This window comes from Wenzhouxiangella sp. AB-CW3 (assembly GCF_014725735.1).
GTDB lineage: Bacteria > Pseudomonadota > Gammaproteobacteria > Xanthomonadales > Wenzhouxiangellaceae > Wenzhouxiangella.
In genome coordinates, this window is sequence record NZ_CP061368.1 from 1,397,642 (window position 1) to 1,422,257 (window position 24,616).

The 24,616-nt window shown below is 61.6% G+C and carries 18 protein-coding genes, 1 other RNA gene and 1 pseudogene; 12 read left to right on the plus strand and 8 right to left on the minus strand.

Features of this window, described 5'->3' with window-relative positions:
- The first annotated feature begins 77 nt into the window (after nt 1-77).
- From IC757_RS06085 to IC757_RS06115, 7 genes are read left to right on the plus strand one after another with little or no spacing between them, the layout of a single operon-like run.
- The gene (locus IC757_RS06085) at nt 78-275 is read left to right on the plus strand and encodes a hypothetical protein (RefSeq protein WP_190976471.1); all 198 of its coding nucleotides are present in this window, start codon (nt 78-80) and stop codon (nt 273-275) included.
- On the plus strand, nt 272-3,046 hold the full coding sequence (locus tag IC757_RS06090; protein ID WP_223846277.1) for a DUF499 domain-containing protein: 2,775 nt from the start codon (nt 272-274) through the stop codon (nt 3,044-3,046). Before IC757_RS06085 ends, IC757_RS06090 begins: the two co-directional genes overlap by 4 nt.
- Nucleotides 3,043-4,038, plus strand: a complete 996-nt coding sequence (locus IC757_RS06095; protein ID WP_190976472.1) for a hypothetical protein — start codon at nt 3,043-3,045, stop codon at nt 4,036-4,038. The genes IC757_RS06090 and IC757_RS06095 overlap by 4 nt, the downstream gene beginning before the upstream one ends.
- Before the next feature lies 1 nt (nt 4,039).
- Entirely contained in the window at nt 4,040-7,330 is a 3,291-nt protein-coding gene (locus tag IC757_RS06100) for a hypothetical protein (RefSeq protein WP_223846278.1), read from the plus strand.
- Entirely contained in the window at nt 7,330-7,851 is a 522-nt protein-coding gene (locus IC757_RS06105) for a hypothetical protein (RefSeq protein ID WP_190976473.1), read from the plus strand. Before IC757_RS06100 ends, IC757_RS06105 begins: the two co-directional genes overlap by 1 nt.
- A 13-nt stretch (nt 7,852-7,864) precedes the next feature.
- The gene (locus tag IC757_RS06110; RefSeq protein ID WP_190976474.1) at nt 7,865-10,627 is read left to right on the plus strand and encodes a DEAD/DEAH box helicase; all 2,763 of its coding nucleotides are present in this window, start codon (nt 7,865-7,867) and stop codon (nt 10,625-10,627) included.
- A gap of 12 nt (nt 10,628-10,639) precedes the next feature.
- A complete protein-coding gene (locus IC757_RS06115; protein WP_190976475.1) occupies nt 10,640-11,647 on the plus strand; it encodes an Abi family protein in 1,008 nt (335 codons plus the stop codon).
- A gap of 788 nt (nt 11,648-12,435) precedes the next feature.
- Here IC757_RS06115 and IC757_RS06120 read toward each other — a convergent pair.
- The 6 genes and pseudogenes from IC757_RS06120 to smpB all read right to left on the minus strand — a co-directional run bounded on the left by IC757_RS06120 (nt 12,436) and on the right by smpB (nt 17,903).
- Nucleotides 12,436-13,368, minus strand: a complete 933-nt coding sequence (locus IC757_RS06120) for a tyrosine-type recombinase/integrase (protein ID WP_223846279.1) — start codon at nt 13,366-13,368, stop codon at nt 12,436-12,438.
- A 33-nt stretch (nt 13,369-13,401) separates the two neighbouring features.
- Nucleotides 13,402-13,857: pseudogene (locus IC757_RS16985) on the minus strand (Arm DNA-binding domain-containing protein); the annotation flags it as partial.
- Nucleotides 13,817-14,173, minus strand: a transfer-messenger RNA (tmRNA) gene (gene ssrA, locus IC757_RS06125). The pseudogene IC757_RS16985 and the gene ssrA, both read right to left, overlap by 41 nt.
- A gap of 53 nt (nt 14,174-14,226) precedes the next feature.
- Nucleotides 14,227-15,627: an MBL fold metallo-hydrolase RNA specificity domain-containing protein gene (locus IC757_RS06130; protein ID WP_190976476.1), complete on the minus strand. Its 1,401-nt coding sequence runs from the start codon at nt 15,625-15,627 to the stop codon at nt 14,227-14,229.
- Entirely contained in the window at nt 15,624-17,360 is a 1,737-nt protein-coding gene (locus IC757_RS06135; RefSeq protein ID WP_190976477.1) for an ATP-dependent nuclease, read from the minus strand. The genes IC757_RS06130 and IC757_RS06135 overlap by 4 nt, the downstream gene beginning before the upstream one ends.
- A 78-nt stretch (nt 17,361-17,438) precedes the next feature.
- Nucleotides 17,439-17,903 carry an SsrA-binding protein SmpB gene (smpB, locus tag IC757_RS06140; protein WP_190976478.1) on the minus strand — a complete coding sequence of 155 codons (465 nt, stop codon included), beginning with the start codon at nt 17,901-17,903 and terminating at the stop codon, nt 17,439-17,441.
- Between the two features lie 243 nt (nt 17,904-18,146).
- On the opposite strand from smpB, the gene IC757_RS06145 reads away from it, so the two are divergent.
- Both IC757_RS06145 and IC757_RS06150 read left to right on the plus strand, forming a co-directional pair.
- The gene (locus IC757_RS06145) at nt 18,147-18,575 is read left to right on the plus strand and encodes a type II toxin-antitoxin system RatA family toxin (protein ID WP_190976479.1); all 429 of its coding nucleotides are present in this window, start codon (nt 18,147-18,149) and stop codon (nt 18,573-18,575) included.
- Nucleotides 18,568-18,870: an RnfH family protein gene (locus IC757_RS06150; protein WP_190976480.1), complete on the plus strand. Its 303-nt coding sequence runs from the start codon at nt 18,568-18,570 to the stop codon at nt 18,868-18,870. Before IC757_RS06145 ends, IC757_RS06150 begins: the two co-directional genes overlap by 8 nt.
- Before the next feature lie 36 nt (nt 18,871-18,906).
- Here the strand turns inward: IC757_RS06150 and IC757_RS06155 are convergent, their stop codons facing one another.
- Nucleotides 18,907-19,341 (minus strand): outer membrane protein assembly factor BamE, encoded by a 435-nt coding sequence (locus IC757_RS06155; protein WP_190976481.1) that lies wholly within the window; start codon nt 19,339-19,341, stop codon nt 18,907-18,909.
- Nucleotides 19,342-19,412: 71 nt separating this feature from the next.
- Between IC757_RS06155 and fur the strand changes: the two genes are divergently transcribed.
- On the plus strand, nt 19,413-19,835 hold the full coding sequence (gene fur / locus IC757_RS06160; RefSeq protein WP_190976482.1) for a ferric iron uptake transcriptional regulator: 423 nt from the start codon (nt 19,413-19,415) through the stop codon (nt 19,833-19,835).
- A gap of 315 nt (nt 19,836-20,150) precedes the next feature.
- Here fur and recN read toward each other — a convergent pair whose 3' ends face one another.
- Complete coding sequence (recN, locus tag IC757_RS06165) at nt 20,151-21,836, minus strand: DNA repair protein RecN (protein WP_190976483.1); 1,686 nt, start codon at nt 21,834-21,836, stop codon at nt 20,151-20,153.
- Between the two features lie 124 nt (nt 21,837-21,960).
- Between recN and grpE the strand changes: the two genes are divergently transcribed.
- Together grpE and dnaK are read left to right on the plus strand one after the other, a co-directional pair.
- Nucleotides 21,961-22,509 carry a nucleotide exchange factor GrpE gene (grpE, locus tag IC757_RS06170; protein WP_190976484.1) on the plus strand — a complete coding sequence of 183 codons (549 nt, stop codon included), beginning with the start codon at nt 21,961-21,963 and terminating at the stop codon, nt 22,507-22,509.
- A gap of 98 nt (nt 22,510-22,607) precedes the next feature.
- The gene (dnaK, locus tag IC757_RS06175) at nt 22,608-24,542 is read left to right on the plus strand and encodes a molecular chaperone DnaK (RefSeq protein ID WP_190976485.1); all 1,935 of its coding nucleotides are present in this window, start codon (nt 22,608-22,610) and stop codon (nt 24,540-24,542) included.
- The last annotated feature ends 74 nt before the right edge of the window (nt 24,543-24,616 follow it).

A 24,616-nucleotide genomic window follows, 5' to 3' on the forward strand; every position in this document is an offset into this window, starting at 1 on the left:
GCCCGGAATCTCCTTGGATTATACGGGACAATGCAGTACATTACAGTACATTTGCAGCCACCCCGCGAAGGACCCTGATGGCCACCACCAAGACTGCGACCGTGACCTTCCGAATTGATCCAGCCGTGAAGGAGGCACTCCGTACCGCTGCCGCCCGCGAGCACCGATCCATTGCCAACATGGTGGAGGTGCTCATTCTTGGCTACTGCGAACAACACGGCATCGCCATTCCTACGCGCAATGCGGCCAAGAGTGATGCAGAAAAGAAAAAATGAGCGCCATCGTGGGGAAAAACAGAACACTTCCGGAGACTGTCATGCTTGGACTAAGCCTGCGCGACGAATTCAAGGGCCGCCGCCTTAAAGGCACGGCCATTGAGCTGACTAACAAGAACAACACCGGCGCCACGCAGGTGTCAGCGTCCGATTTTCTGCGCATCACCTACCCATCCCACGATCTGCTGAAGGCCATTGAAGCTGTTGGCCCTGATCAGGGTCGTCCAGTCACGCTGAAAGGCGAACGGGGGCAGGGCAAATCACATTTGATGGGGGTTCTCTACCATGCGTTTACCGATCATTCGGCGACGAAGGACTGGTTGAATAACTGGTCGCACACGCTGGGTGACGACAAGATCGGTGAGATTCCCTTGCGTGGTGGCATGCACGTCATCAGTGAAAGCCTGCACCGGCAGCGCTACAAGTTTTTATGGGATCTTGTCTTCGATAACCATCCGAACGGTAATTACTGTCGTGGAAAATGGGAGGCGCTCGGCGAAAAGAAACCCGATGTGCCAAGCGACGAAATACTGCTGGAGCTGTTCAAGCACACGCCAACGGCGTTGATTCTGGACGAATTCCAGACCTGGTATGACGGCCTGACCAATACAAAGCAGTATCCGTGGCGCACCTGGGCCTTCAATTTCATTCAGGTGCTTTCGGAGATTGCCATGGAGTACCCGGAGTACCTGGTGCTGGTGGTTTCCGTAAGGAACGGTAACACCGATGCCTTCCAGCAGATTCAACGGGTGAATCCCGTCATCGTCGATTTTAAGGGTCCTTCGGCCAAGACCGACCGTTTGCGGCTCCTGCTGCACCGCTTGTTCGAAAATCGCATTCAGGTGGATGCCTCAGCCATTCAGGAGTTGGTTGAAACCCACGTCAACGAGTACTTCCGGCTCAAGAATATTGCCCCTGCGGAGCAGGAGAGGATTCGCGCGGAATTCATTGAGGCCTGGCCGTATGCGCCACACCTCATGGACCTGCTGGAAGATCAGGTGTTAATCGCCACCAGTGCTCAGGGTACGCGCGACCTGATCCGAATTCTCGCGGACCTGTTCAAGCACAATGGGGATAAGCAGCCGATTCTGACGGCCGCGGATTTCCGCCTTGATGATGAGCACAGCGGGATCACGGCACTACTCGACTCGGTGGCCAACCAGCATCACGCCAAGCTCCGTGACAAGGCGTTACGCAACCTCGAAGCGGTCAGCGACGCCATCGCCGGAAGCGGCCACAAGCTGCCCCACCTTGAAGAGATCATCGGGGCCTTATGGCTGCGTTCCCTGGCAGAGGTCAATCAGGCAGGCGCTGACCGAGACACGCTTCATGTCGATGTGACCCGCGATCAGCCGGTGGATGACAATGCCTTCCAGGTTGAGCTGACCACCATCGTGGAAAACAGCTTCAACATCCACGAAGACGGCAATCGGTTCATCTTCAGGGAGGAAGAGAACCCGCAGGCCAAGCTCATTGCCAGCGCGCGCAATGACAAGCTTTTTCAGGATGACGAAGACCGCTGGCACCTCGCGAAAGAGGTCCGCTATGTTCTGGAAGGTGGCGGCGATGTGGAGTTGCCCTATCGGGTGATCGTCCTGCCCCAGGCGTGGAAGAGCAATCCATGGGAAAAGCTGGACGACAGTGAAGCGCCAGCGAACTGGTGTAACCGTATCCCGATCGTTGTGCTGCCTGAATCACCGGCCGACACAGAGGCGGCACTGGGTGAATGGCTGCGGGATAACCTGCAAACCAACCGCAATGTGGTGCGTTTCCTCCTGCCCAGAGACGGATCCAGCAACCTGTTCCTGGACCGTGACCTTCTCGTATTGGCACGCTGTGTCTACCTGGCTGAGCGCTGGAAGAAGGAAAATCCGGAGTACGGACGGCTGCAGACCAAATACCAGAAGGAGCTGCGCGACATCCTCAAGTCCCGCTTCGATCGCTTCGCCATCATTTCGAACTGGAACTTCCAGAAACCCCAGAACTGTCGCTTTGCCATCGAGAGCCACAAGGCCGAAGGCGCCAGAATTCCTGATGCCATCGACAAGAGCATCCGAGAGAACCTCTTCATACCTGAAGACTTCGATGCGTTCATCCTTGCGGCAGCACCGAACAACGAACCCATCAGCAAACTGCTGCGGGAGCTGAGAGAGCCCCGCCCGGGCGGCGAGGACTGCATTCCCTGGCTTGGCGAAACGCTCGTCAAGGAACGCATTGTGCGCCTGTGCGCCCGTGGTGAGATCGCGATCAATCTGCGAGGAATGGAATACCTTCAGGCCCACGACGGTGAGGATGAGGAAGCCGCGTTCAAGCGCATGCGCGGCAAGCTCGGCACGGGCAAGCACCTGGAAGAAACGCATGTCCTGCTCCCGCAGAACGTGCCGGCCACCGGCGGGGTCACCCAACCAGGCGCCGGCCAGCCGGTGCCACCCGGTGGAACGGCGCCTCCGGGTCAGCCGACTGGCGAGCCTGGCGGTGTCGCCGAGCCACCCCAGCCGGGCACGCCCGGTGCGCCAGGCGCACCCGGTCAGCCAAGCCCTGGCGGTATCTTTGGCGGCGGTGGGGCCTTTACGCCGCACTCCGCACCGGCAACGTCGTCATTGAATCTGCTGGGCAAGGTCGAGCAGTGGGGTATCGGCACCGGCACGCAGCTTCGCGGGCTGACCTTGCGGGTGGATCAGTTAACCGGGGCACAACTTCAGGAACTGATCCGCAAACTGCCGGACGGTATGACCTACGCGCTGGACCTGGAGAAGGAGGATCCGCAATGACTTTGCCGCTCCAACTGGTGCAGACGCTTCAGAATGCCGAGCCGAACGATGCCTGGGCGGCCGTTTTCGAACATGCCTGGGAACTGTGCTCGCAAAGCCTTGCTCCGGGGCAAGCCGTCGCGGAGGTGCTGAAGCGTGACCGCAGCCTGGCGGATGTGGATCTCTATCTGGCGACAGCGGGCTGGGATCTGTGGTCACACTTCGAGGAAGTCGTTCCACGCACATCACAGGAGTTGGCTGGCTGGTGGAGCAAGCATTCGCCCGGTAGAGCGGTCCTGGTTCTGGATGCCCTCTCTATGCGCGAGGCGCCCTGGATTCTGCACCAGGCGGAAGAGCGAGGGTTTATCGTGCATCAGGCCTGCCCCACCGGAGCCGAGCTGCCGGCGGATACCACGCCTTTCGCCAAGGCCCTGGGTTTTGGTCAGCGCTCTGCCCTCGGCAATAACGGGGCGGGGGGCAGCCATGCCTTCCCCGGTGCCCGCACGGAGTCGGTGGACATTGCCTGGGCAGACTGCGCGGCGCTGATCGGCGCCGAACCGGACTGGGTGTTCTGGCACCACTGGCCGGATCATCGCCTGCACGATCACGACGACCCGGGCAAGGGACTGCAAACACTGACCGAGGAGGTGGAGGAACACCTCAGCGGGGATGCCTTCTGGTCATTGGTCGAGCGGCTGGCCACCGGGCGCCGTCTCATCATCACCGCCGATCACGGCTATGCCGCCAGCGGGCAGTTCATCGACAGCAATGCCGAGCAGTCGGACTACCTGAAGGGGCGCTACAAGAGCGGTCGGGCCATTCCCGGCAATGATCCGGCCGGCGCCTGGGTGCCGCCGATTGATCTGGCCATCGAAAGCACCCACGGGCGGCATCTCTATGTCAACGGCCGGCGGAAATGGAAAAGCCAGGGTGGCTATCCCACCCTCACCCACGGCGGACTGAGTGTACTGGAGGTCGTCGTGCCGTTTATCGAACTCAGCAGGAAGAAATAATATGGCGGACGACAAGCCCTGGAAAGCCAGAGGTATGAACAAGGCGGACTGGCTGGCCGAAGAAGTGTCCAAGGCGGTCGGCGCAGGCAAGACCTGGGAGTGTGAGACCGTCGACTTCTCGGATCCCGACCGGCCGCCCACCTGCATCGAAGTCGATTTCCCGATTATCCCGATCAATCAGATCGCCGCCATTGAGGGGAACGCCGGCAAGCCCATCTACCAGATGTCCAAGTGGTGGGCACGCCGCCGTAGCAGCGTGTTTCGCTCCATGTTGCTGGCCTCCGCCATCAAGGCGCCGGATGACCCGGCCGAAGCCGCCAAGCTGGTCTGGGACTGCTATTACGGTAACCACCAGAGAAAAGGCGCCTTCGAGCAATTGAAGGTGGCCGACATCTTCATGGGCGGTGGCACCACCGTCGTGGAAGGTTCCCGGCTCGGCATGCAGATGGTGGGCAACGAGCTCAACCCGGTGGCATGGTTCGTGGTCAAGAACGAGCTGGCCCGGGTGGACAAGGGCGAGGTCGAAGCTTTGCTGGCGGAGATCGAGGCCGAAGTCAAACCCCAGATCATGCCCTTCTACGCCTGCGAATGCCCGCGCGGCCACAAGGGGCAGTGGACCCGCGTCAGCACCGGCGAGATCATGGGCGAGGACTTCGATCCCCTGACATTGTCGCCGCAGGCGCGCAAGGATTACCGCTACCACGGCCCGGAGATCATCTACAGTTTCTGGGCCAAGCACGGCCCCTGCCAGGTGACGGGGTGCGGTCACCGCACGCCGATCATGACCAGCCCTGTCATGGCGGTGAAAACCCTGTCTGTGAAGGCTTGGTCCCGCACCTGCTCCCATTGCGGTGAACAGTACGATCTGGAAGAACGGGATGCGCGCATGGCGCCCGCCGTTTCGCTCGTGGTCGTGGATACGGAACGTCCCTTCGCTGTCGCCAGCCTCAACCAATACAGCGGCGAGCCGGAACGTGCCGACTGCCCTTGCTGCGGCAAGACCGAGACATTCGGTAAGCTGGGTAAGGGCAAGCGCAAGAAGGTGGAGCTGTCACTGCTGGTGCATCCCCAGTGGCTGGAGGGCGAGGCCTCCCGGGACGAGCAGGGGCGGCTGTACGGTGGCAGCGTTGAGGACCCGGTGGACGCGACCGTGCGCTGGAATGAGGCCCGGGCGCAGACCTGCAAGCTGATCGAGGTGCGCGGCAAGCTGCCCGAATCCATCACCTGCCCGGATACCGGCACCGTCATCCTGACCGGAAACGAAGGGGGCACGGTTCCCAAGCGCAGCAACTATGCCTGCGGTGCCTGCGGCACGGTTCAGGATGTGCTGAGAACAGTTAAAGCTACAGAGAAAACTGCGCCTGTCGCCTTCTATGGCCATCAAGGTTATTGCCCAAATTGCGATGCAGAAAGTCAGGTCTACGGTGGCCGTTTCTTTATTGATGGTTGTGACTCGAAAGCCTTTGATACGGCTTACAAGGAGTGGGAGGGACGGAAAGATTCAGACTTGTCGGACTATTGGCCGCGTAGTGAGGTTCCCTATGGGTTTATGACTGTCATTGCCAATAGTGATCTGCGCAAAAACTATGGTTATACCCATTGGTGGAAAATGTTCAACCCCAGACAGTTGCTGGTTCTATGTCAGCTCCTGAAGGCGATCAACACAGGCGGCGAGCATTCGGATGCCGTTCGAGACTTTGTTATGGGTGCGTTTCAGAATTTTCTACGCAACCAAAATATGTTCTCGTTCTGGCATAAGAAGCTAGATAAGCTGGCCCCTGCCCTTTCCAACAGCAATTTTCATCCCAAGAATAATGTTGTAGAAGTTGGGGTATTCCCGCCGATGGGATATGGCCCGTGGTCCTCCACAATTGAAGTGCTCCGCAAAGCTCATAAGTGGCGTGTTGAGCCTTGGGAGCTTGTGCACAATTACAGGCTTTCAACACACCAGGAGAAGCTATCGGATTACGTTACCGGTAACAGTGAGAAGGTGGAGTGTGGCGACCCGGTACAAGGCGTAGAGGTTTTCTGCGCCTCGTCCACTGAGCTCAGCATGCTAGAAACAGGTAGTCACGACTTGGTTGTGACTGACCCGCCCTTCGGTGGTCTGCTGCATTATTCGGAGCTTTCTGACTTCTTCTATGTCTGGCTGCGCCTGGCGCTGAAGGATCGCTACCCTGAATATTTTGAGCCGGAGTACACCCCCAAGACGCTGGAAGCAGTAGCGAATCGTGCTAGGCACCCGGGGCGGGATGAAGAAACGGGCCTGGAGAACGCCGATCGTTTTTACCAGCGCCTGCTCACCGAATGCTGGCGTGAGGCGGGTCGGGTTCTCAAGCCGGGCGGGCTGCTGAGCTTTACCTTCCATCACAGTGAAGATGCACCCTGGGTGTCCGTGCTCGAATCGCTGTTCGATGCCGGGTTCTACCTGGAGGCTACCTATCCCATCCGCAGCGATGAAACCAAGGGCTCGGGCGAGTTCGGCTCCCGCAAGATCGAATACGACATCATTCATGTCTGCCGAAAGCGGATCGAGAATCCCAAGCCGATTTCCTGGGCCAAGCTGCGCCGGCAGGTGCTGCGCGATGTGCGTGATCTGCAAGACCTGCTGGAGCACCACCAGGAAGAAGGGCTGCCGGAAGCCGATGTACAGGTGATTCGGCGCGGCAAGGCGCTGGAGTATTTCTCCCGCCACTACGGCCAGGTCTACAAGGACCAGGACACGCCGATGACGGTGCTGGAGGCCTTGCTGGGCATCAACCAGTTACTGGACGAGGAAGCCGGCGGCATCAAGGAGCCGCCGCCCCATAACGCCGAGCCCTTCACGCGTATGTTGCTGCGTCTGTTCGATGGCATCAATCAACTACCGCGAGACCAGTTGCAGAAATTCCTGCGTGGAACGGGCATTGGGCCTTCGGATTTTGCGAGCCGGGGCTGGGTTTATGAGGAGAAAAAGATCTTTCATCTGACCCCTCCGCTGGAGTTGGCCCAGAGCTGGGTTGGCCGGCATCGACGGGGGATGCAGAGCGATTACGAGCAGGCCATGTTCCTGATCGGCGCCTGTTTCGAGGGCAGCGGCATCAACGCCAGCGAGACCTTGAACAACGACAATTTCAAGCCCCATCCGGCCCTGGGTGCGATCCTGACCTGGTTCAAGACCCGCGGCGCTGATTCGCCTACCCGCAACGCGGCCACCACCGCCGCATCGCTCTATCAGGCCTGGGCGTCGCGCAATCAGGACAAGGTGAAGCAGCTCAACCTGTTTGAACGCCTGGGCGAGGAGGAGGACTGATGGTTAGGACACGCTTCAATCAAGGCTGGCCGCGTCGCGGTATCGCGCTGCTGTGGGACGCCGAGGTGCTCGCGGGACTGAATGCGCCTGACGAGGTGGTGTCACTGCGTCAGTTCTTCGCCATGGCCGATGCCTGGCCGGATGATCTACCTGCCGCGGACGGTGACGCGCTGGTGGTGGCGGGCCTGGAGGGTTGCCTGGATGTGCTGGCTGGCGAGGATGCCAGGGGCTGGCTCGAAACCGACCTGAAAGAGGGCTTGCTGTCGTTCCAGGATTATTATCAGGGGCAGGCCGGCTTGATTTTCTGGATGCCGAGCGGTCGTAACCGCATCAGCATGAAAGGGGCGAGCGAGGCTTATTACTGGCGCCATCGGCATTCGGGACCGGAGGGCCTGCCCATCGGCCGGTTGCTCTTCTCCGGTGCCGAAAATGAGGTCGAGCGTCTGCTCAATACGGACGATCCGAACGCCGATTACGATGGCAAGCACTGGGCGGGCCTGCACCACCCGCGGATCAGTTAGGGAGGTGCGAGCCATGACCGAGCCCAGCTTCCAACCGGGCCAGCGGGTCCTGCATGCCGAGTTTGGCGAAGGGGTGGTGGTGCAGCTCACCGCCAACGGCTATGTGCGCGCCTTCTTCCCGAGCGGTGAGCGGCAGGTCTTCGGTGAATCGCTGCGTCCTGTTACCAGTCGGGCCGAGCAGATCATTGCTCATGTGGATGGCGGAGCGCAGCGCCTGCGCGATGCCTGGCTGCATGTGGAGGCGCATGCATTGCCGCTGATGGAGAACGCAGCGGCGCTGACATCGGCCCGCATCGACCTGCTGCCGCACCAGGTGGTGTTGACGCATCAGGTCGCAACGGCTGCGCCCCGGCGTTTTCTGGTCGCCGATGAGGTGGGCCTGGGCAAGACCATCGAAACCGCCCTGATTCTGCGCGAGCTGGCCAGTCGCGGAGAACTGGAGCGGGCCTTGATGGTGGTGCCGGCAGGGCTGGTCAACAACTGGCATCGGGAGCTGAACGAGGTCTTCAACCTGGATTTCGAGGTGTTCGGCTCGGAGGGCGATGTCACCGATCGTCGCAGCAATGCCTTCGCCAAGCACAATCGCCTGATCGCCAGTGTGGACACCTTGAAGCGCCGGGCGCGGATCAACCGATTGAAGGAGGCACCGCCCTGGGACCTGGTGGTGTTCGATGAGGCTCACCACCTGTCGGCCTACCGGAATGGCCGCAAGGTGCGAAAGACCGAAAACTACAAACTGGCTGAAGCGCTGCGCGATCATGCCCGAGATCTGATCTTGCTCTCGGCTACACCGCACCAAGGGGATCATTTCCGTTTCTGGATGCTGATCCAGTTGCTCAATCCGACACTATTCAAGAGCCCTGAGGAGATGGTGGCCGAGCGCCACCGCCTCAACGAGGTGGTCTATCGGCGCACCAAAGCCGATGCCTGTACAGCGGACGGTTCGCCGCTATTCACGCGGCGCTGGGTCCACACCGAATCCTTCACCATGAATGCAGCGGAGAAGCTCTTTTACGCCAAGCTGCGCGAATACCTGATCGACGGGTTTGATCTCGCGAAGCAGCAGGGCAACCAAGGCCGCGCCCTGGGGTTCGTGATGACCATTTTCCAGAAGATTGCGGCTTCCAGCTTCGCCGCTGTTCGCAGCACCTTGCTGCGCCGCCAGTTGGCGCTGACCATTCACGAGGCCATCCTGAAGAATGAGGCGCTGGACATCGACGGCCACCAGGCGCTCATGGAGGAAGCGCGTCAGTTGATCCATCAGAATACCGGCCTGGCTGATGATGCCGTAGGCCGTGGTGAGGTGGATCGTGTTCTCGCTGACCTCAAGCTCCGCTTGATTCGCAAGCTGGATGAGGATCGCTTGGCGGCGGTGGCATCGTCCGAGTCCTCAGAAACGGTGACTGCGGAAGGTGAGGAGGCCGCGACGGAGGCGGTGGAACTGTCGCTGCCAGAAGAAAGGCTGCGTATCGCTGACTTGCTCAAGGTATTCCCGCAGGAACGGGAGACCAAAGTCGACAAGCTGCTGCGCGGGCTTGGTGCCTTGTGGGAACAGAATCCTGGCGAGAAGGTGGTCATATTCGCGACCTACCTGGCGACAGTGGACCTGTTGGGAAGAGAGATTGACGCCGCTTATCCAGGGCAAGGCGTGGTGGTGCTGCGTGGCGGCGACCACGGCACGAAACTGGCCGCAGAAAGACGTTTCCGTAAGCCCGATGGTCCGCGGGTGTTAATTTGTACCGCGGCGGGCCGCGAGGGCATCAATCTGCAATTCAGCCGCGTGCTGTTCAATTTTGACCTGCCCTGGAATCCGATGGATGTCGAGCAGCGAATCGGGCGCATCCATCGCTACGGACAGAAGGATACCGCTCAGGTCTATAACCTGGTGCTCTCTGACACCATCGAGGGTCGCATCTTCCTCATGCTGACCGACAAGCTACAGGAGATTGCACGCACCCTGGGCAAGGTAGATGAACAAGGCAATGTTGCCGAGGATTTGCGCGGCCAGATTCTTGGCCAGCTTTCCGATCGCTTGAGCTATGACCAGCTTTACCGTGAAGCGCTCTCCGATCCCGAACTAAAACGCACGCGCCAGGAGCTGGAAGCGGCGATGAGCAATGCCAGGGAGGCACGCAAGGTAGTGTTCGAGCTTTTCCAAGACCTGGATCGATTCAGTCTCGAAGACTACAAGCCGCTGGCGAACATTGATGAGAGCAAAGCGCGGATCATGGAATTCGTGCGATCGGCTGTGGAATACAGTGGGGGAAGCTTTCGAACGATCGACGAGCTTCGCTTCGAAATCACAGAGCATGCGAATTCGGCGCCGAGGGTCTGCACGCTGGACCGTGATCTTGCGCAGCAGCAAGAGCAGTTGGAGCTCATCGGCATTGACCACCCGCTCGTTGATCGGCTTCTGAGTCGTTGGCGCTCAGCAAAACCACTGTCGCTGGGCGCTGCTGCTGCGGTTGGTGCCGAGCAGCCGATTGCGCTCAGCCTCTGGTTGGTGCATTCCTTCGGAGGCCGGCAAGATGCGGGCTCCCACCTGGTTCCTATCGCGGTTGACCGATCGGGTAAGCGCGTTCCGAGCGTTGAAAAACAGTACCGTGATTATTTCCAGGCGCCGGCTGGACGACCGCAGTTTCAGCCTGCCGAACGAGCCGCCCTGCTTCATGAGCACATCGAGCCCATGTTGCAGCGTGAGCTGGGTCATCGTGGGATCGCGAATCCGGACAAAGGCTACGCGACGGAAATGCTGGCCTGGATTGAAATGGACTGAGGTGGCCGCGGAATGTCTCGGGAGGAATTCGCCAAGCCCTGGAAAAGCTACGAGGAGCAACTGGACCTGCTGATTTCGCGTGGGTTGGCCGTTACGGATCGGTCCAGGGCGCTGGATTATTTGCAGCGAATTGGCTACTACCGGCTCAGCGGCTACTGGTATCCCTTCCGGGAGCGGTCCGGTCCTTTCATGTACCTGGATCAGCAGGGCCGGAAGCCAGCCAAGAAGCAGCGGAAAGTCGTGACCCTCGCCCTGGACCAGTTTCGGCCGGGAGCCCGTTTTGAAGACGCCGTCAAGCTCTATGTCTTCGACAAGAAGCTACGGCTTCTGGCCATGGATGCGCTGGAGCGGATCGAGATTGCTCTGAGGGTCGATATTTCCCACACCCTTGGCGAGATCGATCCTGTTGCTTACCTGCGCCCGGAGCTGTTCCATGACAGTTTCAGCCGGGACCTGAATAACGGCAAAGGCGTGACCCGGCATCACGAATGGCTTGGCAGGCATGCTCGCCTGATCAATGAATCCAAGGAAGAGTTCGTTCGCCACAACAAGACCAAGTACGGTTTGCCGCTGATTATCTGGGTGGCGTGCGAGGTTTGGGACTTCGGAACAATGTCGCGTCTCTACGCCGGGATGCGGGAAGCGGAGCAGGATGCGATCTCGGCGAAGTATGGCGTCCATAATGGCCGCACGTTCGCGACCTGGCTGCGAAGCCTGAACTACCTGCGCAATGTTTGTGCGCACCACAGTCGGCTGTGGAACCGGAATATCGTGGATCAGCCGAAACTGCCGTCGATGGGGGAGGTCACCTGGGTGGGGCCGTTCGAGGATGATTCCCACCTCCGCGCCCGATGCTACCTGCTGCTGCGCATTGCGCGGCATTTGCTGCAGGTGGTGAACCCGAGCTCGAGCTGGCCTGAGCGCGTGAAGGCGCACCTGCAGACCTTTCCCGATCTGGATCACCTGAGCTTGAACCTGGCGGGGATGGGCGCGCCCGATGGCTGGGAGCACGATTGGTAGCTTCGCCAGCCAATAAAAAACCCCTTAGCAGTATCCCCGCCGGAGCGGTTCAACCGAAAGGGGCCGTGTTGAGTCAATACTAGGCCCGTTGCGTCGCAAAATCAAGTTCGATCCCGTCGGCAGAACCTGTCTGGACCGCCCGTCACGCCGCTTGCATGCTTCGCCGGCAAGCGCCGCGCCGGGCTGCGCCGTGCCAGCGTCAGGGCCGCCAGACTGCCTCCGCAAGCTCCGGCAGACTGGCTCCGTGGCTTCGTTCGAGCTCTGGCCCCTTCGTTACCGCCCGCGCTCCGCCACGGCGCCCTTCGCCCCGGAAGACGGGGCCAAGGGCTTGCGGCTCCGCAGCGGGCTACGCCGTGCCGGGCTCAAGCGCCGCCGGATGCTTCGCAACCGGCTCGGCGGCTTCGGCCGGCCTGGGTCCCCTTCGTTGCCGCTTGCGCGGGGCCACTGGCAGGCTCGGCTTGCGCCCAGCCTGCCGCGCCCCCGCACGGCGCTGCGCTTTCCCGCCCCCAATTGCCTGCGGCTTCGGTAAAGGTCCGGTGCGGCCTACCCAGCCAGGGTCGGTGGTCGGCAATGGAACATAATGCTCGAAATTATGCGCAGCACTCCGCTTCGCTCCGTGCAGTCCGGCTTGCGCCCGCATGTTGCATTATGTATCAATTGCCTCCGCTTGTTCTTCCCCCGCCCGCCCAGCGGGTCGCTGCGCGTGGGGCTTCAGCCGCTGCGCGGCTTCCGCTCCCCATGCTCGCGCCCCGCTGCCCATCCGCCCCGGAGGGGCTCCCTGAAAGCGGTCAGGCGCTGCGGTTCTCGTGGAGGGGGATCACCTTCGCGCCGGCCTTCAGCTTGTCCAGGTAGTCCGCCCATGCCTGCATCATCTTGCGGCGCTCGGGCAGATGCGCGGTGCGGTTATAGGCGCGTCCGTTCGGGTCGCGCACGGTGTGGGCAAGCTGGTGCTCGATGTAGTCGGGCCGGAAGCCCAGCACTTCATCCAGGATGGTGCGTGCCATGGCCCGGAAGCCGTGGCCGCTCATTTCGTCCTTGCCGATGCCCATGCGCCGCATGGCGGCCAGCACGGCGTTGTCGCTCATCGGGCGGCTTGCGCTCCGGGCGCTTGGGAAAACGTAGCGTCCGCGTCCGGTCAGCGGTTGCAGCTCGCGCAGGATGGCCACGGCTTGGCGCGACAGGGGCACGATATGCGGGGTGTTGGTCTTGGTGACGGTGTAGCGCCATTCGGCGGCGTCCAGGTCGATATCCGCCCACTCCGCCTTGCGCAGCTCGCCGGGGCGCACGAACACCAGCGGCGCGAGGCGCAGGGCGCAGCGTACCGGGAGGGTGCCTTCGTAGCCGTCGATGGCCCGCAGCACGGCGGCGATTTGGTCCGGTTCGGTGACGGCGGCGAAGTGCCGGCTCTTGACCGGCGGCAGGGCGCCGCGCAGATCGCCGGAGGGGTCGCGCTCCGCGCGAACGGTGGCGACCGCGTAGCGGAAAACCTGGCCGCAGCAGCCGAGCACGCGATGGGCGGTTTCCAGCGCGCCCCGTTCCTCAATCCGCCGGATGACTTGCAGGAGCTGCGGGGCGGTGATGTCGGCGATGGGCTTGCCGCCGAGCCAGGGGAACACATTCAGCTCCAGCCGGCGGATGATGGTCTCGGCGTGCTTGTCGGTCCAGGAGGGCAGGTGCTTGGCGTGCCACTCCCGTGCCACCACTTCGAAGCTGTTCGCCACCCGGTCTTCCTTCGCGGCCTTCTGCGCCTGGCGGTGTTCGCTGGGGTCGATGTCATTGGCCAGCAGCTTGCGCGCCTCGTCGCGGCGCTCGCGGGCGTCCTTCAGGGAAACATCGGGTTAGACGCCAAGCGACAGCCGCTTCTCCTTGCCCCCGTAGCGGTACTTCAGCCGCCACCACTTGCCCCCGGACGGGGAGACTTCCAGATACAGCCCGCCACCGTCGAACAGCTTGCGGGCCTTCTCGGCGGGTTTGGCGTTACGGATGGCGGTGTCGGTCAGCGGCATGGGGGCAACTCCCTGCGGGGGCAACTCACTTGCCCCGAATGTTGCCCCCAGTTGCCCCCGGATGTCAACGAATCCCGTTGCCCCTTGCTGGACGACAGGGCAAAGAAAAAGCCCGCTGTTACGCGGGCTTGAGGACTTCGTTGGATGGTGCTGGATGTTGAATTGGTGGAGGCGGGGGGAGTCGAACCCCCGTCCGCGAACCATCTGATCCTGGTTCTACATGCTTAGCCCGCTCGATTGTTTCTCGTCGTCACACCGCCCGAGGGGCAGGGCACATGCAACGACCAGTTCCAGTGTGATTTAACGCCATGCCCTGAAACGCGACACAACGCGATCCTGCTCAATGATCCCGATTCGGAAGCGCAGGCTCAACCGGTCGGGAGCAGGCCGGTTTTTAGGCGGCCAGTGCGTAGTTGTCGTCGTTGGCAACTAACAGTTTACAGCAGGGTTTTACGAGTGATGCTGTCTGCTCGGCATGCCCCAGGGTACGTCCGATCCACGTCGAAGCCAGTACGCCCCCGAAGTCAGGAACATAGACTAGCAATTCAGCGACAAGTTCCGCAAGTAGTACGATCACTCCAGAGTGATCACGTCGTCAATGCCGGGGCATTCGGCCGACAAATCGAACCGTTCCTTGATGGCTTGTGCCAGTGCCTCGCGCGCGTCGTCTTCACCGTGGGTGAGGACGACCCGTGGCCGCGACTCAGTCATCGGTGCCAGCCAGTTCAGCAACTCATCGTGACCGGCGTGGGCCGAAAACCCCTCGATGCGGTGGATGTCGGCCCTGACGGCAATGGTCTCGCCGAGTATCTCGACATGTTCGGGTTGATCGAGCAGGGTCCGGCCCAGCGTGCCCTCGGCCATGTACCCGACCAGCATGAGGTGGGCATTGTGGCGCCACAGGTTATGCTTGAGATGGTGAACCACGCGGCCACCTTCGCACATGCCTGAAGCACTGATGATGATGCAGGGGTGATCGCTGTCGTTGAGCGCGATGGATTCGGGAACCGATTCGATGATGCGCAGTCCCCGGAGGTCGGCCTCAAGCTGGCGCTGGTCGCGCAGCTGTCGCGTTTTGTCATCATGCAGTTCCGGATGGGCAGTGACCACCTGGGTGGCCCGGGTGGCCATCGGGCTGTCGAGATAGATCGGGAAGTCGGGCGACAGACGGCCTTCGCGTACTGCTTCGGCCAGGTAGTAGAGTACGGTCTGCGTGCGTCCCACGGCAAAGGCCGGGATGATGACGCGCTCGCCGTCCAGCGCGGCTTTTTCAATGATGCGTTTGAATTCGGCCACGGCCTGGCGGGTATCGGGGCGCTTGCGGCCGCCGTAGGTGGATTCAAGCGCCACCAGATCAGCAGAGGTCGGTGGCTCGGGATCGCGCAGAATGGGGGCGTCACCTGGCCCCAGGTCGCCGGAGAACACCAGGCAGCGTTCCCCGTCGCCGTGTTCGATGTGCAGTTCGATACTGGCCGAGCCAATGATGTGCCCGGCCTCAATCGCCCGGGCACGGACTCCGGTGGCGACTTTGGTCAGGTTCCCCAGGGGCAAGGGGCGTGCGCGCTGAAGCAACTGCCCGACTTGCTGGCTGGTAAACAGCGGTTGAAGGGGCTTTTCCCCGGCGCGACGCCGGCGGCGGTTGATGCGGCGCGTGTCTTCCTCCTCGATCTTGGCCATGTCCTCGAGCATGATCTCGAGCAGATCCAGCGTCGCGGGCGTGGCATGGAGGCTGCCGGTGAATCCGTTGGCGATGAGCAGTGGCAGGCGGCCGCAGTGGTCGATATGGGCATGGGTCAGCACGACGGCGCCAAGACGCCGTGGGTCCACCGGGCCCAGCGACCGGTTGCGTTCGCGCCGGTTGTCGCCGTCCTGAAAGATGCCGAAGTCGACCAGGACCTGGGCCCGACCTGTCTCCACCAGGTAGCCGGAGCCGGTAACACCGCCGGCCGCGCCACAGAATCTCAGGGAAATCATGTCTTTGTATCTTCTCCTTGATGGCCGTTGTCCTGGCGCCTGATCTGGCCGCGCTCCGGCGCCTCGCGCGCCATCTTCAATACGGTTTCAATCATGGCGGCCAGCGGTTCGGGTACGCCGGGTGAATCCGGTTCGGCCGCCGCCATGACAAGCTGCAGGGCAATATCGGGCTTGGCATGGCGTTTGAGCGCGCGTTCGATGACCTGTTGTGCCGTGACATTCGGGCCGGGGTCGCCACGAAATCCGGCCAGGCGCTGGAATACCGGAGCATAGCCGTGATCGTGAAAGCATTGCTCCAGGGTGGGTTCGTCGAGACGGGTGATGCGTTCCCGCTCATCATCCGATTCTCCAAACAGCGACCGTGCGCGCTCGACGTAGCTGCGACCGGCGGCATCTCCATCGGTGAGCAGATGCCATTCGATGCCCAGTTCTCGAGCAGTCTTGAGCAGGGGCGGGATGCCGCACTGGGCGAACTCCACGCAGGCAATCCCCTCAAGATCGAAATCGCGGCCTTCTATACGGGCCAGTTCGTTGATGACCCAGAATTCGGTCTCGCCTTCGACCAGGATCCAGGCGCGGGCAAAGGCGGCTTCGCCCCGTCGTGCGCGCAGGTGATAACCCAGCTTGCGCAACTCGCTGTCCGACAGCGCATCCTCACGAACCCGCCATTCCAGTACGTTGCCGTTGTGTCGGGTCAGCCGCCGCAGGCTGGTCAGCGAAGATGCCGCCAGCAGGGTGGGGGACTGGGTGGTGATGATCTTTTGCACGTCAAATCCGTGGACCAGGCGCCAGACCGACGCCAGGGTCATGCGGTGCAGGTGGGCCTCCGGGTCTTCGAGAATCATTATGGGCCAGTCGGGATGCCCGTTACCCTGCGGCAGGCCGCGCAGTATGACCGCGGTGAAAATCAGCAAACCCAGGCGACGAATGGACGTACTGGGCTGGCGATCACGCCGGGCATGTGCCAACTGTGCCGAACGACCGACCAGCTCACCGATGGCCTTCTGCCCCAGGCCGGCGCCTGGATCGAGCTTGACGTCCATGTGATCAAGCAGGGCTTCGGCAGCGGCCACACCCGCTTCCATGTCGGCCTCGTGGTCTTCCGATCCGCCCGAGATCACGGCGTGAAAATGCCGGTCAACCTGTTGCTGGAGCGCTCGACCTTCGGGATCGTCTTCCAGCCAGGACTCGTTCCCGTTGTGGCGCCCCAGGGCCGCGGCGGACAATGGACAGCCGCGCAGGTCGATCAGCGGGTTCAGCCTGCGAATCAATGTCAGGGCATCCTCGTCATCAGGGCCTGGTTCAGCGCCGTGGACCGGGCCGATGCTCCAGCGGGGCGACACCTTCGATGTCCCGTCGGTGGGCGGGTCGGCCTCCACTCTCAGCGATATCTGCCGTACCTGGCGCTTGCGTGCCGGCACGAGTCGAGTCAGAGGTCGCATGTCCGGGTGATTCCAGGCACCGACCCGTGTCTCATCGAAAATCATTTCGATGCAAGCGGTATCTGGCTCCGGGTTGTCCGGCTGGCCCCATTGGCCATTGCGCTGGTGAAAATGCCTGGGTTCAAACGCTGGAGGTTCCTCCGGTCGGCCACCCAGAACCAGTCCCAGCGCTTCAAGCAGGCTGGATTTGCCGCAGTTGTTCTCGCCGATCAGCACGGTGGTGCCGTCGAAGGACAGCTCGGCCTTTCGAACCCCGGCAAAATTGCGGATGCGAAGCAGCTTCAGGTGCATCGGCAGGGAATACTCCGTGAACGGTCGTTGCAGACATTGTGCATCACTGTGCGACCTGGAGGGTCGATGCCCCGGGGATCAGGATTGGCGCAGTAGCCGACCCTTCTGACGCTGCCAGTCTCGCTCCTTCTCGGTGCGACGCTTGTCGTGGGTCTTCTTGCCCTTGGCCAGAGCGATCTCGACCTTGACCTTGCCCTTCTTCCAGTACATCGCCGTCGGGATCAGCGTGTAGCCCTTGCGCTCGACCATGCCAATGAGTTGGTCGAGTTCGCGTCGGTGCAGTAGCAGACGTCGATTGCGCATCGGGTCCGGTTGCACGTGAGTCGAGGCCGAAGGCAGCGGGGTGATCAGGCATCCGAACAGGAAAGCATCGCCGTCCTTGAGCAGCACGTAGCTCTCACCAAACTGGACTCGACCGGCGCGCAGGGCCTTGACCTCCCAGCCCATCAACGAAATACCGGCCTCGAAGCGTTCCTCGAGCTTGTACTCGAAGCGGGCACGCTTGTTCAGGGCGATGGTGGATGACGAGGACTTGCTTGACACTGCGGTTTCAGTCGGGTCTGGATGGATGGGCCATGATAGCGCAGGGTTGGTTTGAGGTTTCAGGATTCAGGATTCAGCGAGCAGGATTCAGGGGGTACGGGTCAGTCATTCGAAAAAATGGGACGACTGGGGAATGGGCGTTACAATTTCGCGGCGTGTTCAGGGTGTCTTGCGCTCCCTGAACCCTGAACCCTGAACCCTGAACCCTGAACCCTGAACCCTGAACCCTGAACCCTTACCTGCATGCCCGAAGTCCACCGCTTTGCCCTGGTTCCCTACCGGCCCGACCAGATATTCGACCTGGTGCGCGACGTGGCCCGTTATCCCGAGTTTCTGAACTGGGTTCGCACCGCTCAGGTTCATGAAGAGTGCGAGAGCCTGCAGCTTGCCACGCTGGAGGTGAGTCTGGGCGGGCTCGTGCGGCGATTTACCACCAGTAACGTGCTGGATCGGCCTCATTCGCTGGCCATGCAACTGCAGGACGGGCCATTCGATGAGCTGTCGGGGCGCTGGAGTTTCGAGCCGCTGGAGGGCGGCTGTCGGGTGAGTCTGGACCTTCGATTCCGCATGCCAGGATCTTTGCTGCTCCGACCATTCCGGCGCAATTTCGCTCGCATGGCCGACCGCATGGTTGACGACTTTGCCCGTCGGGCCGAAGCCATCCATGGCTGAGGACGGCACAATTCGCGTTGAAGTCGCCGCCGCCCTTCCGGACCGACAGGAACTGCTGGTACTCAATCTGCCGTCGGGCAGCACGCTGGGTGAAGCTGTCGAGCGCTCGGAGATTGCGCGTCGACTGCCTGGCATCGAGATTGATCCGGGCCGGCTGGGCATTTTCGGGCAACGACGCTCCGCCGATACCGTGCTCAGAGACGGTGATCGCGTCGAAATTTACCGTCCGCTGCGAGCAGATCCCAAGGAAGTCCGGCGGCAGATGGCCGAACTGGAGCGAAAGCGCCGCTCCTGACCCGGGTTGCTAACGGTCTCACTATTGAGCAGACCGTTAGTAGCCGGAACCACCGGAGGTGGGGTCCGGATCGAAGTCGGGCTGTTGCAGGGTGTCGAGATCCTGAATCGGGGTTTCTTCTTCGTCCTGCAGGTCGTCCAGCGCCTGGCGAGCCACATCGTCTTCGTCCAGGTAATTGCCTTCCATGGCAACCAGACGGTTGTTCTCGAAATGCAGTGTCAGGACACGCTTGCTTGGGGTACCACCGCGCTGGGAGAATGTGTTCATGTAGTCCCAGCGATCGCTGTGGAACGGGCTTTGAATCGACGGTGAGCCCAGCAGCACCTGGACCTGGCGTTTGGTCATGCCCTCGCTGAGCTCGGCAACATCCTCAGCATCAAGGACATTCCCCTGCTGGATATTCTGCTTGTAGACCAGGTTGCAGCCGGTCAGGGTGCCGGCCAGCAGCAGGGCGGAAAGGCTTGACGCCAAGCGGAGAGTGCGGAAGTTTTTCATGTGCCCAATGATACAATACTTAACTGGAATCAGGCTAAGGATCACCGATGGCGGAAGAGTCGAGCGAGCTGCGAAAGGCCGGCCTCAAGGTTACCCACCCGCGCCTGCAGATTCTGCGGTTGCTGGAAACAACGGACCAGAAACACATGACGGCCGACGAGATTTATCGGGCCTTGGTTGACCAGGGTGAGGAGATCGGTCTGGCCACCGTGTACCGGGTCCTGTCCCAGTTCGAGGCGGCCCGACTGGTCCGCAAGCACATGTTCGACGGCGGCACCGGCCGCGCTCAGCAGGCCTGCTACGAAATCGACGAAGAAGACCACGACCACATGGTCTGCGTCGAAACCGGCGAGGTGGTGGAGTTCCACGACGAAGCCATCGAACAACGCCAGGAAGAAATCGCAGCCCAACACGGTTTCGAAATCGTCGACCACTCGCTGGTGCTCTATGTCAGGCCGAAGAGAGGATAGTGGGAAGTGTTAGGTGTTAGGTGTTAGGCGGGCGTTGGGGCGGAGAGGTGGCTGGGTGCGCTTATGCCTCCGGCGGACTCTTGGTGGGTGAAGGTGCCTTGTGTTTTGTGTGGTGCCTTAGACAGGGGATGGCGGCCGATGAAGCAGATTCTCAATATTCATTTGCAACTGCCTGTTTAATGGGCAGAACCTACAACCCGAACTCCGAACCTATAAGCTCCCACCCCGTCTCCACTCACTGCTAAAATCGCCACACTCACCAGCCAACTCAATCAGCCACCGAGGCCCGCCACTTAACACTTAACACTTAACCCTTCACACTTCACCTTCACCTCCCCCCAACATCTCCTCTGCGTGCGCCAGGCTGGTGCTCGATTCGGCGTTGCCCAGCATGCGGGCGATTTCGTGTTTGCGGGCCGTGGGGTCGAGGTGTTCGATTTGGGTGTCGGTGGTGTCTTTTTCGTTGTGCTTGGTGACTCGGAGCTGGTGGTCGGCGCAGGCGGCGACCTGGGCCAGGTGTGTCACGCACAGGGCCTGGCCCTGGCCGGCGGCCTGGCGCAGAAAGCGGCCGACGGCGTGGGCTGTTTCGCCGCCGACGCCGGCATCGACTTCGTCAAAAATGCGGGTCCGGGTACCTTCCCGGTTGCCGGTTGCAATCATCAGGGCCAGGGCCACGCGTGACAGTTCGCCGCCTGAAGCCACACGGGTCAGTGGTTTTGGCGACTGTCCGGGATTGGCGGTGAAATCGACGCGGACGGCATCGCGACCATGGGGGGAGGGGGTCGATTCCGAACGGACCTCGATGCTGAACTCGATGCTGGCCCGATCCATGCCCAGTTCTGCCAGGCAGTCTCGGGCACGGGTCGATATTGCAGCGGCCGCCTCGGCGCGTGCTGCGCTCAATGAAGCGGCGGCTTCTTCCCAGAGTTGCCTGGCGGTCTGAACCTCGGCTTCAAGGCTCGTGCGTTTTTCTCCCTGGCTTTCAAGCTGCTCCAGGCGCTGATTGAGTGAAACGGTCAGCTCCGGCAGTTCAGCCGGTTCGACCCTGTGCTTGCGGGCCAGGTCCAGTGCCCGTTGAAGTTTCTGGTTGACCTCCGCCAGGCGCTCGGGGTCGCCGAGCTCTTCGTCTCCAACCCGTTCGATCAGGGCATAGGCCTCGTCGATGTTGATGCGGGCCTCCTCCAGCATGGTCGCGGCCTCGGCCAGGCGCGGGTCGGAATCGCTCACAGGCGAGAGCTGGTGCAGCGCGGCCTGCATCAGTGAGCGCACGCTGGGGGTGTCGTCCTGATCAATCGCGGCGCTGGCATTGGCCGCGGCCTGCCGAATCTCATCGCTGCGCGACAGTCGGTCCTGTTCGGCTTCAAGCTGTTCGAACTCGCCTTCAGCCAGGCTCAGCTCATTGAGCTCGCGACACTGGTAGCGCAGCAGTTCGATCGCCTCCGGGTCGCCAGCGTCCTGCTCGAACTCGTTCAGCGCCTGACTGGCCTCATTCCAGCGGCTCCAGGCCGAGGCCACGTTGCCGGGGATGGCCGAATCCAGTTCCCCGTCGAGCAGCCTGCGCTGAACCTCGGGCTTCTCGAGCCGCTGATGCTCATGCTGACCATGAATCTCGACCAATCTGGCGCCCAGTTCGCCAAGCTGGCTGATCGTCGCGCTGCGTCCGTTGATCCAGGCTCGGGAACGGCCGTCCGCGGAGATCACTCGGCGCAGCAGAAGATCATCTCCCTCGTCCATGGCCTGATCATCGAGCCACTCGCGAACGGTGGCGATTTCCCTGATATCGAAGGTCGCCGACAGTTCGGCCTGCCTGGCGCCGGTTGCCACCAGGGCGCTGTCGGCGCGGTTGCCCAGCAACAGCCCCAGGGCATCGACCAGGATGGACTTGCCGGCACCGGTCTCGCCGGTGATGGCCGTGAAGCCCGGTTCCAGCCGGATGTCGAGTTCGCTGATGATGGCGAAATGTCGTATTGCCAGCGCGCGCAGCATGCGAGGTCGTTTCACCGTCGGAGCATTCGGGGGCCATCAAACTAGCACCAAGCCGCACAAACGGCAACGGCGGTTGTATTCGGAGTCGGCCAGCCCCATTGTTGGCGGCAGGATCAATCACGCAAACAGAACCAGAGCCATGGGTGACCCGAAACAGCCACACGAAGAATACGAGCAGCCAGAAGCCTCTCAGCCGGAACTGGATTCAACGGATGATGCAGGCGGCGATGGTCACGTCAGCGGTGACGCCGATGTCGTGCCGGCCGAAGAGGTGACGCGTCTGCGCGACGCCCTGCTGCGAACGCGCGCGGAAATGGACAACATGGAAAAGCGCAGCCGTCGCGAACTCGAAAAGGCCCGCCGCTTTCAGCTGGAAGGGCTGATGCGCGAACTGCTGCCAGTCATCGATGCACTTGACCAGGGTCTTGATGGTGCTGACGGCGGTGCTGCTTCCAGCGAAGGCCTGACCCTGACTCGTCGACTTCTGCTCAAGGCACTCGAACAGTATGGGCTGGAAGTCATCGAGCCGGTCGGCGAGCGCTTTGACCCGCAATGGCACGAGGCCATGAGCATGCAGCCCAGCGAAGACGCTGAACCGGACACCGTGCTGGCCGTACTGCAGAAGGGATATCGCCTGCATGATCGGTTGCTGCGCGCCGCTCGCGTCATCGTTGCGCGGAACGATTGAAATGCCGCTGCGATTGAAATAAGCACGGCCGGGCCCCACTAATCGGCTAGAGCAGTTTTACGACTTTCCAAATCAGACGGAAACAGGATTTTCAGACCATGAGCAAGATTATCGGCATTGACCTGGGAACGACCAATTCCTGCGTTGCCATCATGGAAGGCGGCAAGGCGCGGGTCATCGAGAACGCCGAAGGCGATCGGACGACCCCTTCGGTTGTGGCCTTCACCAAGGATGACGAAGTGTTGGTCGGGCAACCGGCCAAGCGTCAGGCTGTCACCAACCCCGACCGCACACTGTACGCGGTCAAGCGCCTGATCGGCCGGAAGTTCTCTGAAGACGTGGTTCAGAAGGACAGGAAGCTGGTGCCGTTCAAGATCATCGAGGCGGACAACGGTGATGCCTGGGTACAGGTCGGCGACAAGAAGATGGCGCCGCCGGAGATTTCAGCGCGCACCTTGATGAAGATGAAGAAGACGGCAGAGGACTATCTCGGCGAGGAAGTCACCGAGGCGGTCATCACCGTGCCGGCCTATTTCAATGATTCCCAGCGCCAGGCCACAAAGGATGCCGGCAAGATCGCCGGGCTTACCGTCAAGCGCATCATCAACGAGCCCACGGCGGCCTCGCTGGCCTACGGGCTGGACAAGGAAGGCGCTGATCGCAAGGTGGCCGTCTACGATCTCGGCGGCGGTACTTTCGATATTTCAATCATCGAAATTGCCGATGTCGACGGCGAGAAGCAGTTCGAAGTGCTGGCGACCAATGGCGATACCTTCCTCGGCGGCGAGGACTTCGATCTACGCCTGATCGACTACCTGGCCGGAGAGTTCAAGAAGGAGCAGGGTGTGGACCTGCACAACGATCCGCTGGCACTGCAGCGCCTGCGCGAAGCAGCCGAGCGGGCCAAGATCGAGCTGTCCTCGGCCCAGCAGACCGAGGTCAACCTGCCTTACATCACGGCGGATCAGTCCGGGCCCAAGCACCTCAATATCAAGGTCACGCGCTCGAAGCTGGAATCGCTGGTCGAAGAACTGGTCAAGCGTTCCATCGAGCCCTGCCGGACCGCGCTCAAGGATGCCGGTCTGAAAGTGGACGAGATCGATGAAGTGATTCTCGTCGGCGGCCAGACACGCATGCCGGCCGTGCAGAAGGCCGTGGCCGACTTCTTCGGCAAGGATCCGCGCAAGGATGTCAATCCGGACGAGGCCGTGGCCGTGGGTGCCGCCATCCAGGGCGGTGTGCTGGCCGGCGATGTCAAAGACGTGCTGCTGCTCGATGTCACGCCGCTGTCGCTGGGTATCGAGACGCTGGGTGGCGTGTTCACCAAGCTCATCGAGAAGAACACCACTATCCCGACGCGCGCCTCGCAGGTCTTTTCGACGGCCGAGGACAACCAGAGCGCAGTCACCGTGCATGTGCTGCAGGGTGAGCGTGATCAGGCCGCGGCCAACAAGTCGCTGGCCCGCTTCGATCTCACCGGTATTCCGGCAGCCCCCCGCGGTGTGCCCCAGATCGAGGTGACATTCGACATCGATGCCAATGGCATTCTGCACGTCTCGGCCAAGGATCAGGCCACGGGTCGCGAGCAGAAGGTCGAGGTCAAGGCCGGATCCGGTCTTTCCGAGGATGAGATCGAAAAGATGGTGCAGGACGCCGAGGCTCACCGGGAAGAGGACAAGAAGTTCCAGGAGCTGGTGACTGCACGCAACAATGCCGATGGCATCGCCCATGCCACGCGCACCAGCCTGAGTGAGCATGGCGACCAGCTCGACGCGGGTGTCAAGCAGCAGATCGAAGAAGCGCTGGCCAAGGTGGACGAAGCCATCAAGGGCGACGACAAGGAAGCCATCGACCAGGCTGTCAACGAACTGCAGCAGGCCGGCACCGAACTCTACAAGGCGGCCGCCGAAAAGGCCCAGGCCGACGAAGGTGCGCCCGAGCAGGGTGGAGATGCCGGTACCGAGGCCGACTCCGGTGAAGAGGAAGTGGTCGACGCCGAGTTCACCGAGGTCGACGACGAAGACAAGAAGTGATCCTCGGGATCACTGAATGCAAAGGTCGTCCCGGGCAGTGCACAGCGCTGATCCGGGACGATCTCGTTTAGCAG

Coding starts and splice junctions, on each gene's coding strand:
- IC757_RS06145 (WP_190976479.1), top strand. CDS start 18,147: ATGCCCGAAGTCCACCGCTTTGCCCTGGTTCCCTACCGGCCCGACCAG.
- IC757_RS06110 (WP_190976474.1), top strand. CDS start 7,865: ATGACCGAGCCCAGCTTCCAACCGGGCCAGCGGGTCCTGCATGCCGAG.
- IC757_RS06135 (WP_190976477.1), bottom strand. CDS start 17,360: ATGCACCTGAAGCTGCTTCGCATCCGCAATTTTGCCGGGGTTCGAAAG.
- dnaK (WP_190976485.1), top strand. CDS start 22,608: ATGAGCAAGATTATCGGCATTGACCTGGGAACGACCAATTCCTGCGTT.
- IC757_RS06090 (WP_223846277.1), top strand. CDS start 272: ATGAGCGCCATCGTGGGGAAAAACAGAACACTTCCGGAGACTGTCATG.
- IC757_RS06105 (WP_190976473.1), top strand. CDS start 7,330: ATGGTTAGGACACGCTTCAATCAAGGCTGGCCGCGTCGCGGTATCGCG.
- fur (WP_190976482.1), top strand. CDS start 19,413: ATGGCGGAAGAGTCGAGCGAGCTGCGAAAGGCCGGCCTCAAGGTTACC.
- IC757_RS06085 (WP_190976471.1), top strand. CDS start 78: ATGGCCACCACCAAGACTGCGACCGTGACCTTCCGAATTGATCCAGCC.
- IC757_RS06100 (WP_223846278.1), top strand. CDS start 4,040: ATGGCGGACGACAAGCCCTGGAAAGCCAGAGGTATGAACAAGGCGGAC.
- IC757_RS06150 (WP_190976480.1), top strand. CDS start 18,568: ATGGCTGAGGACGGCACAATTCGCGTTGAAGTCGCCGCCGCCCTTCCG.
- IC757_RS06095 (WP_190976472.1), top strand. CDS start 3,043: ATGACTTTGCCGCTCCAACTGGTGCAGACGCTTCAGAATGCCGAGCCG.
- IC757_RS06115 (WP_190976475.1), top strand. CDS start 10,640: ATGTCTCGGGAGGAATTCGCCAAGCCCTGGAAAAGCTACGAGGAGCAA.
- grpE (WP_190976484.1), top strand. CDS start 21,961: ATGGGTGACCCGAAACAGCCACACGAAGAATACGAGCAGCCAGAAGCC.
- IC757_RS06130 (WP_190976476.1), bottom strand. CDS start 15,627: ATGATTTCCCTGAGATTCTGTGGCGCGGCCGGCGGTGTTACCGGCTCC.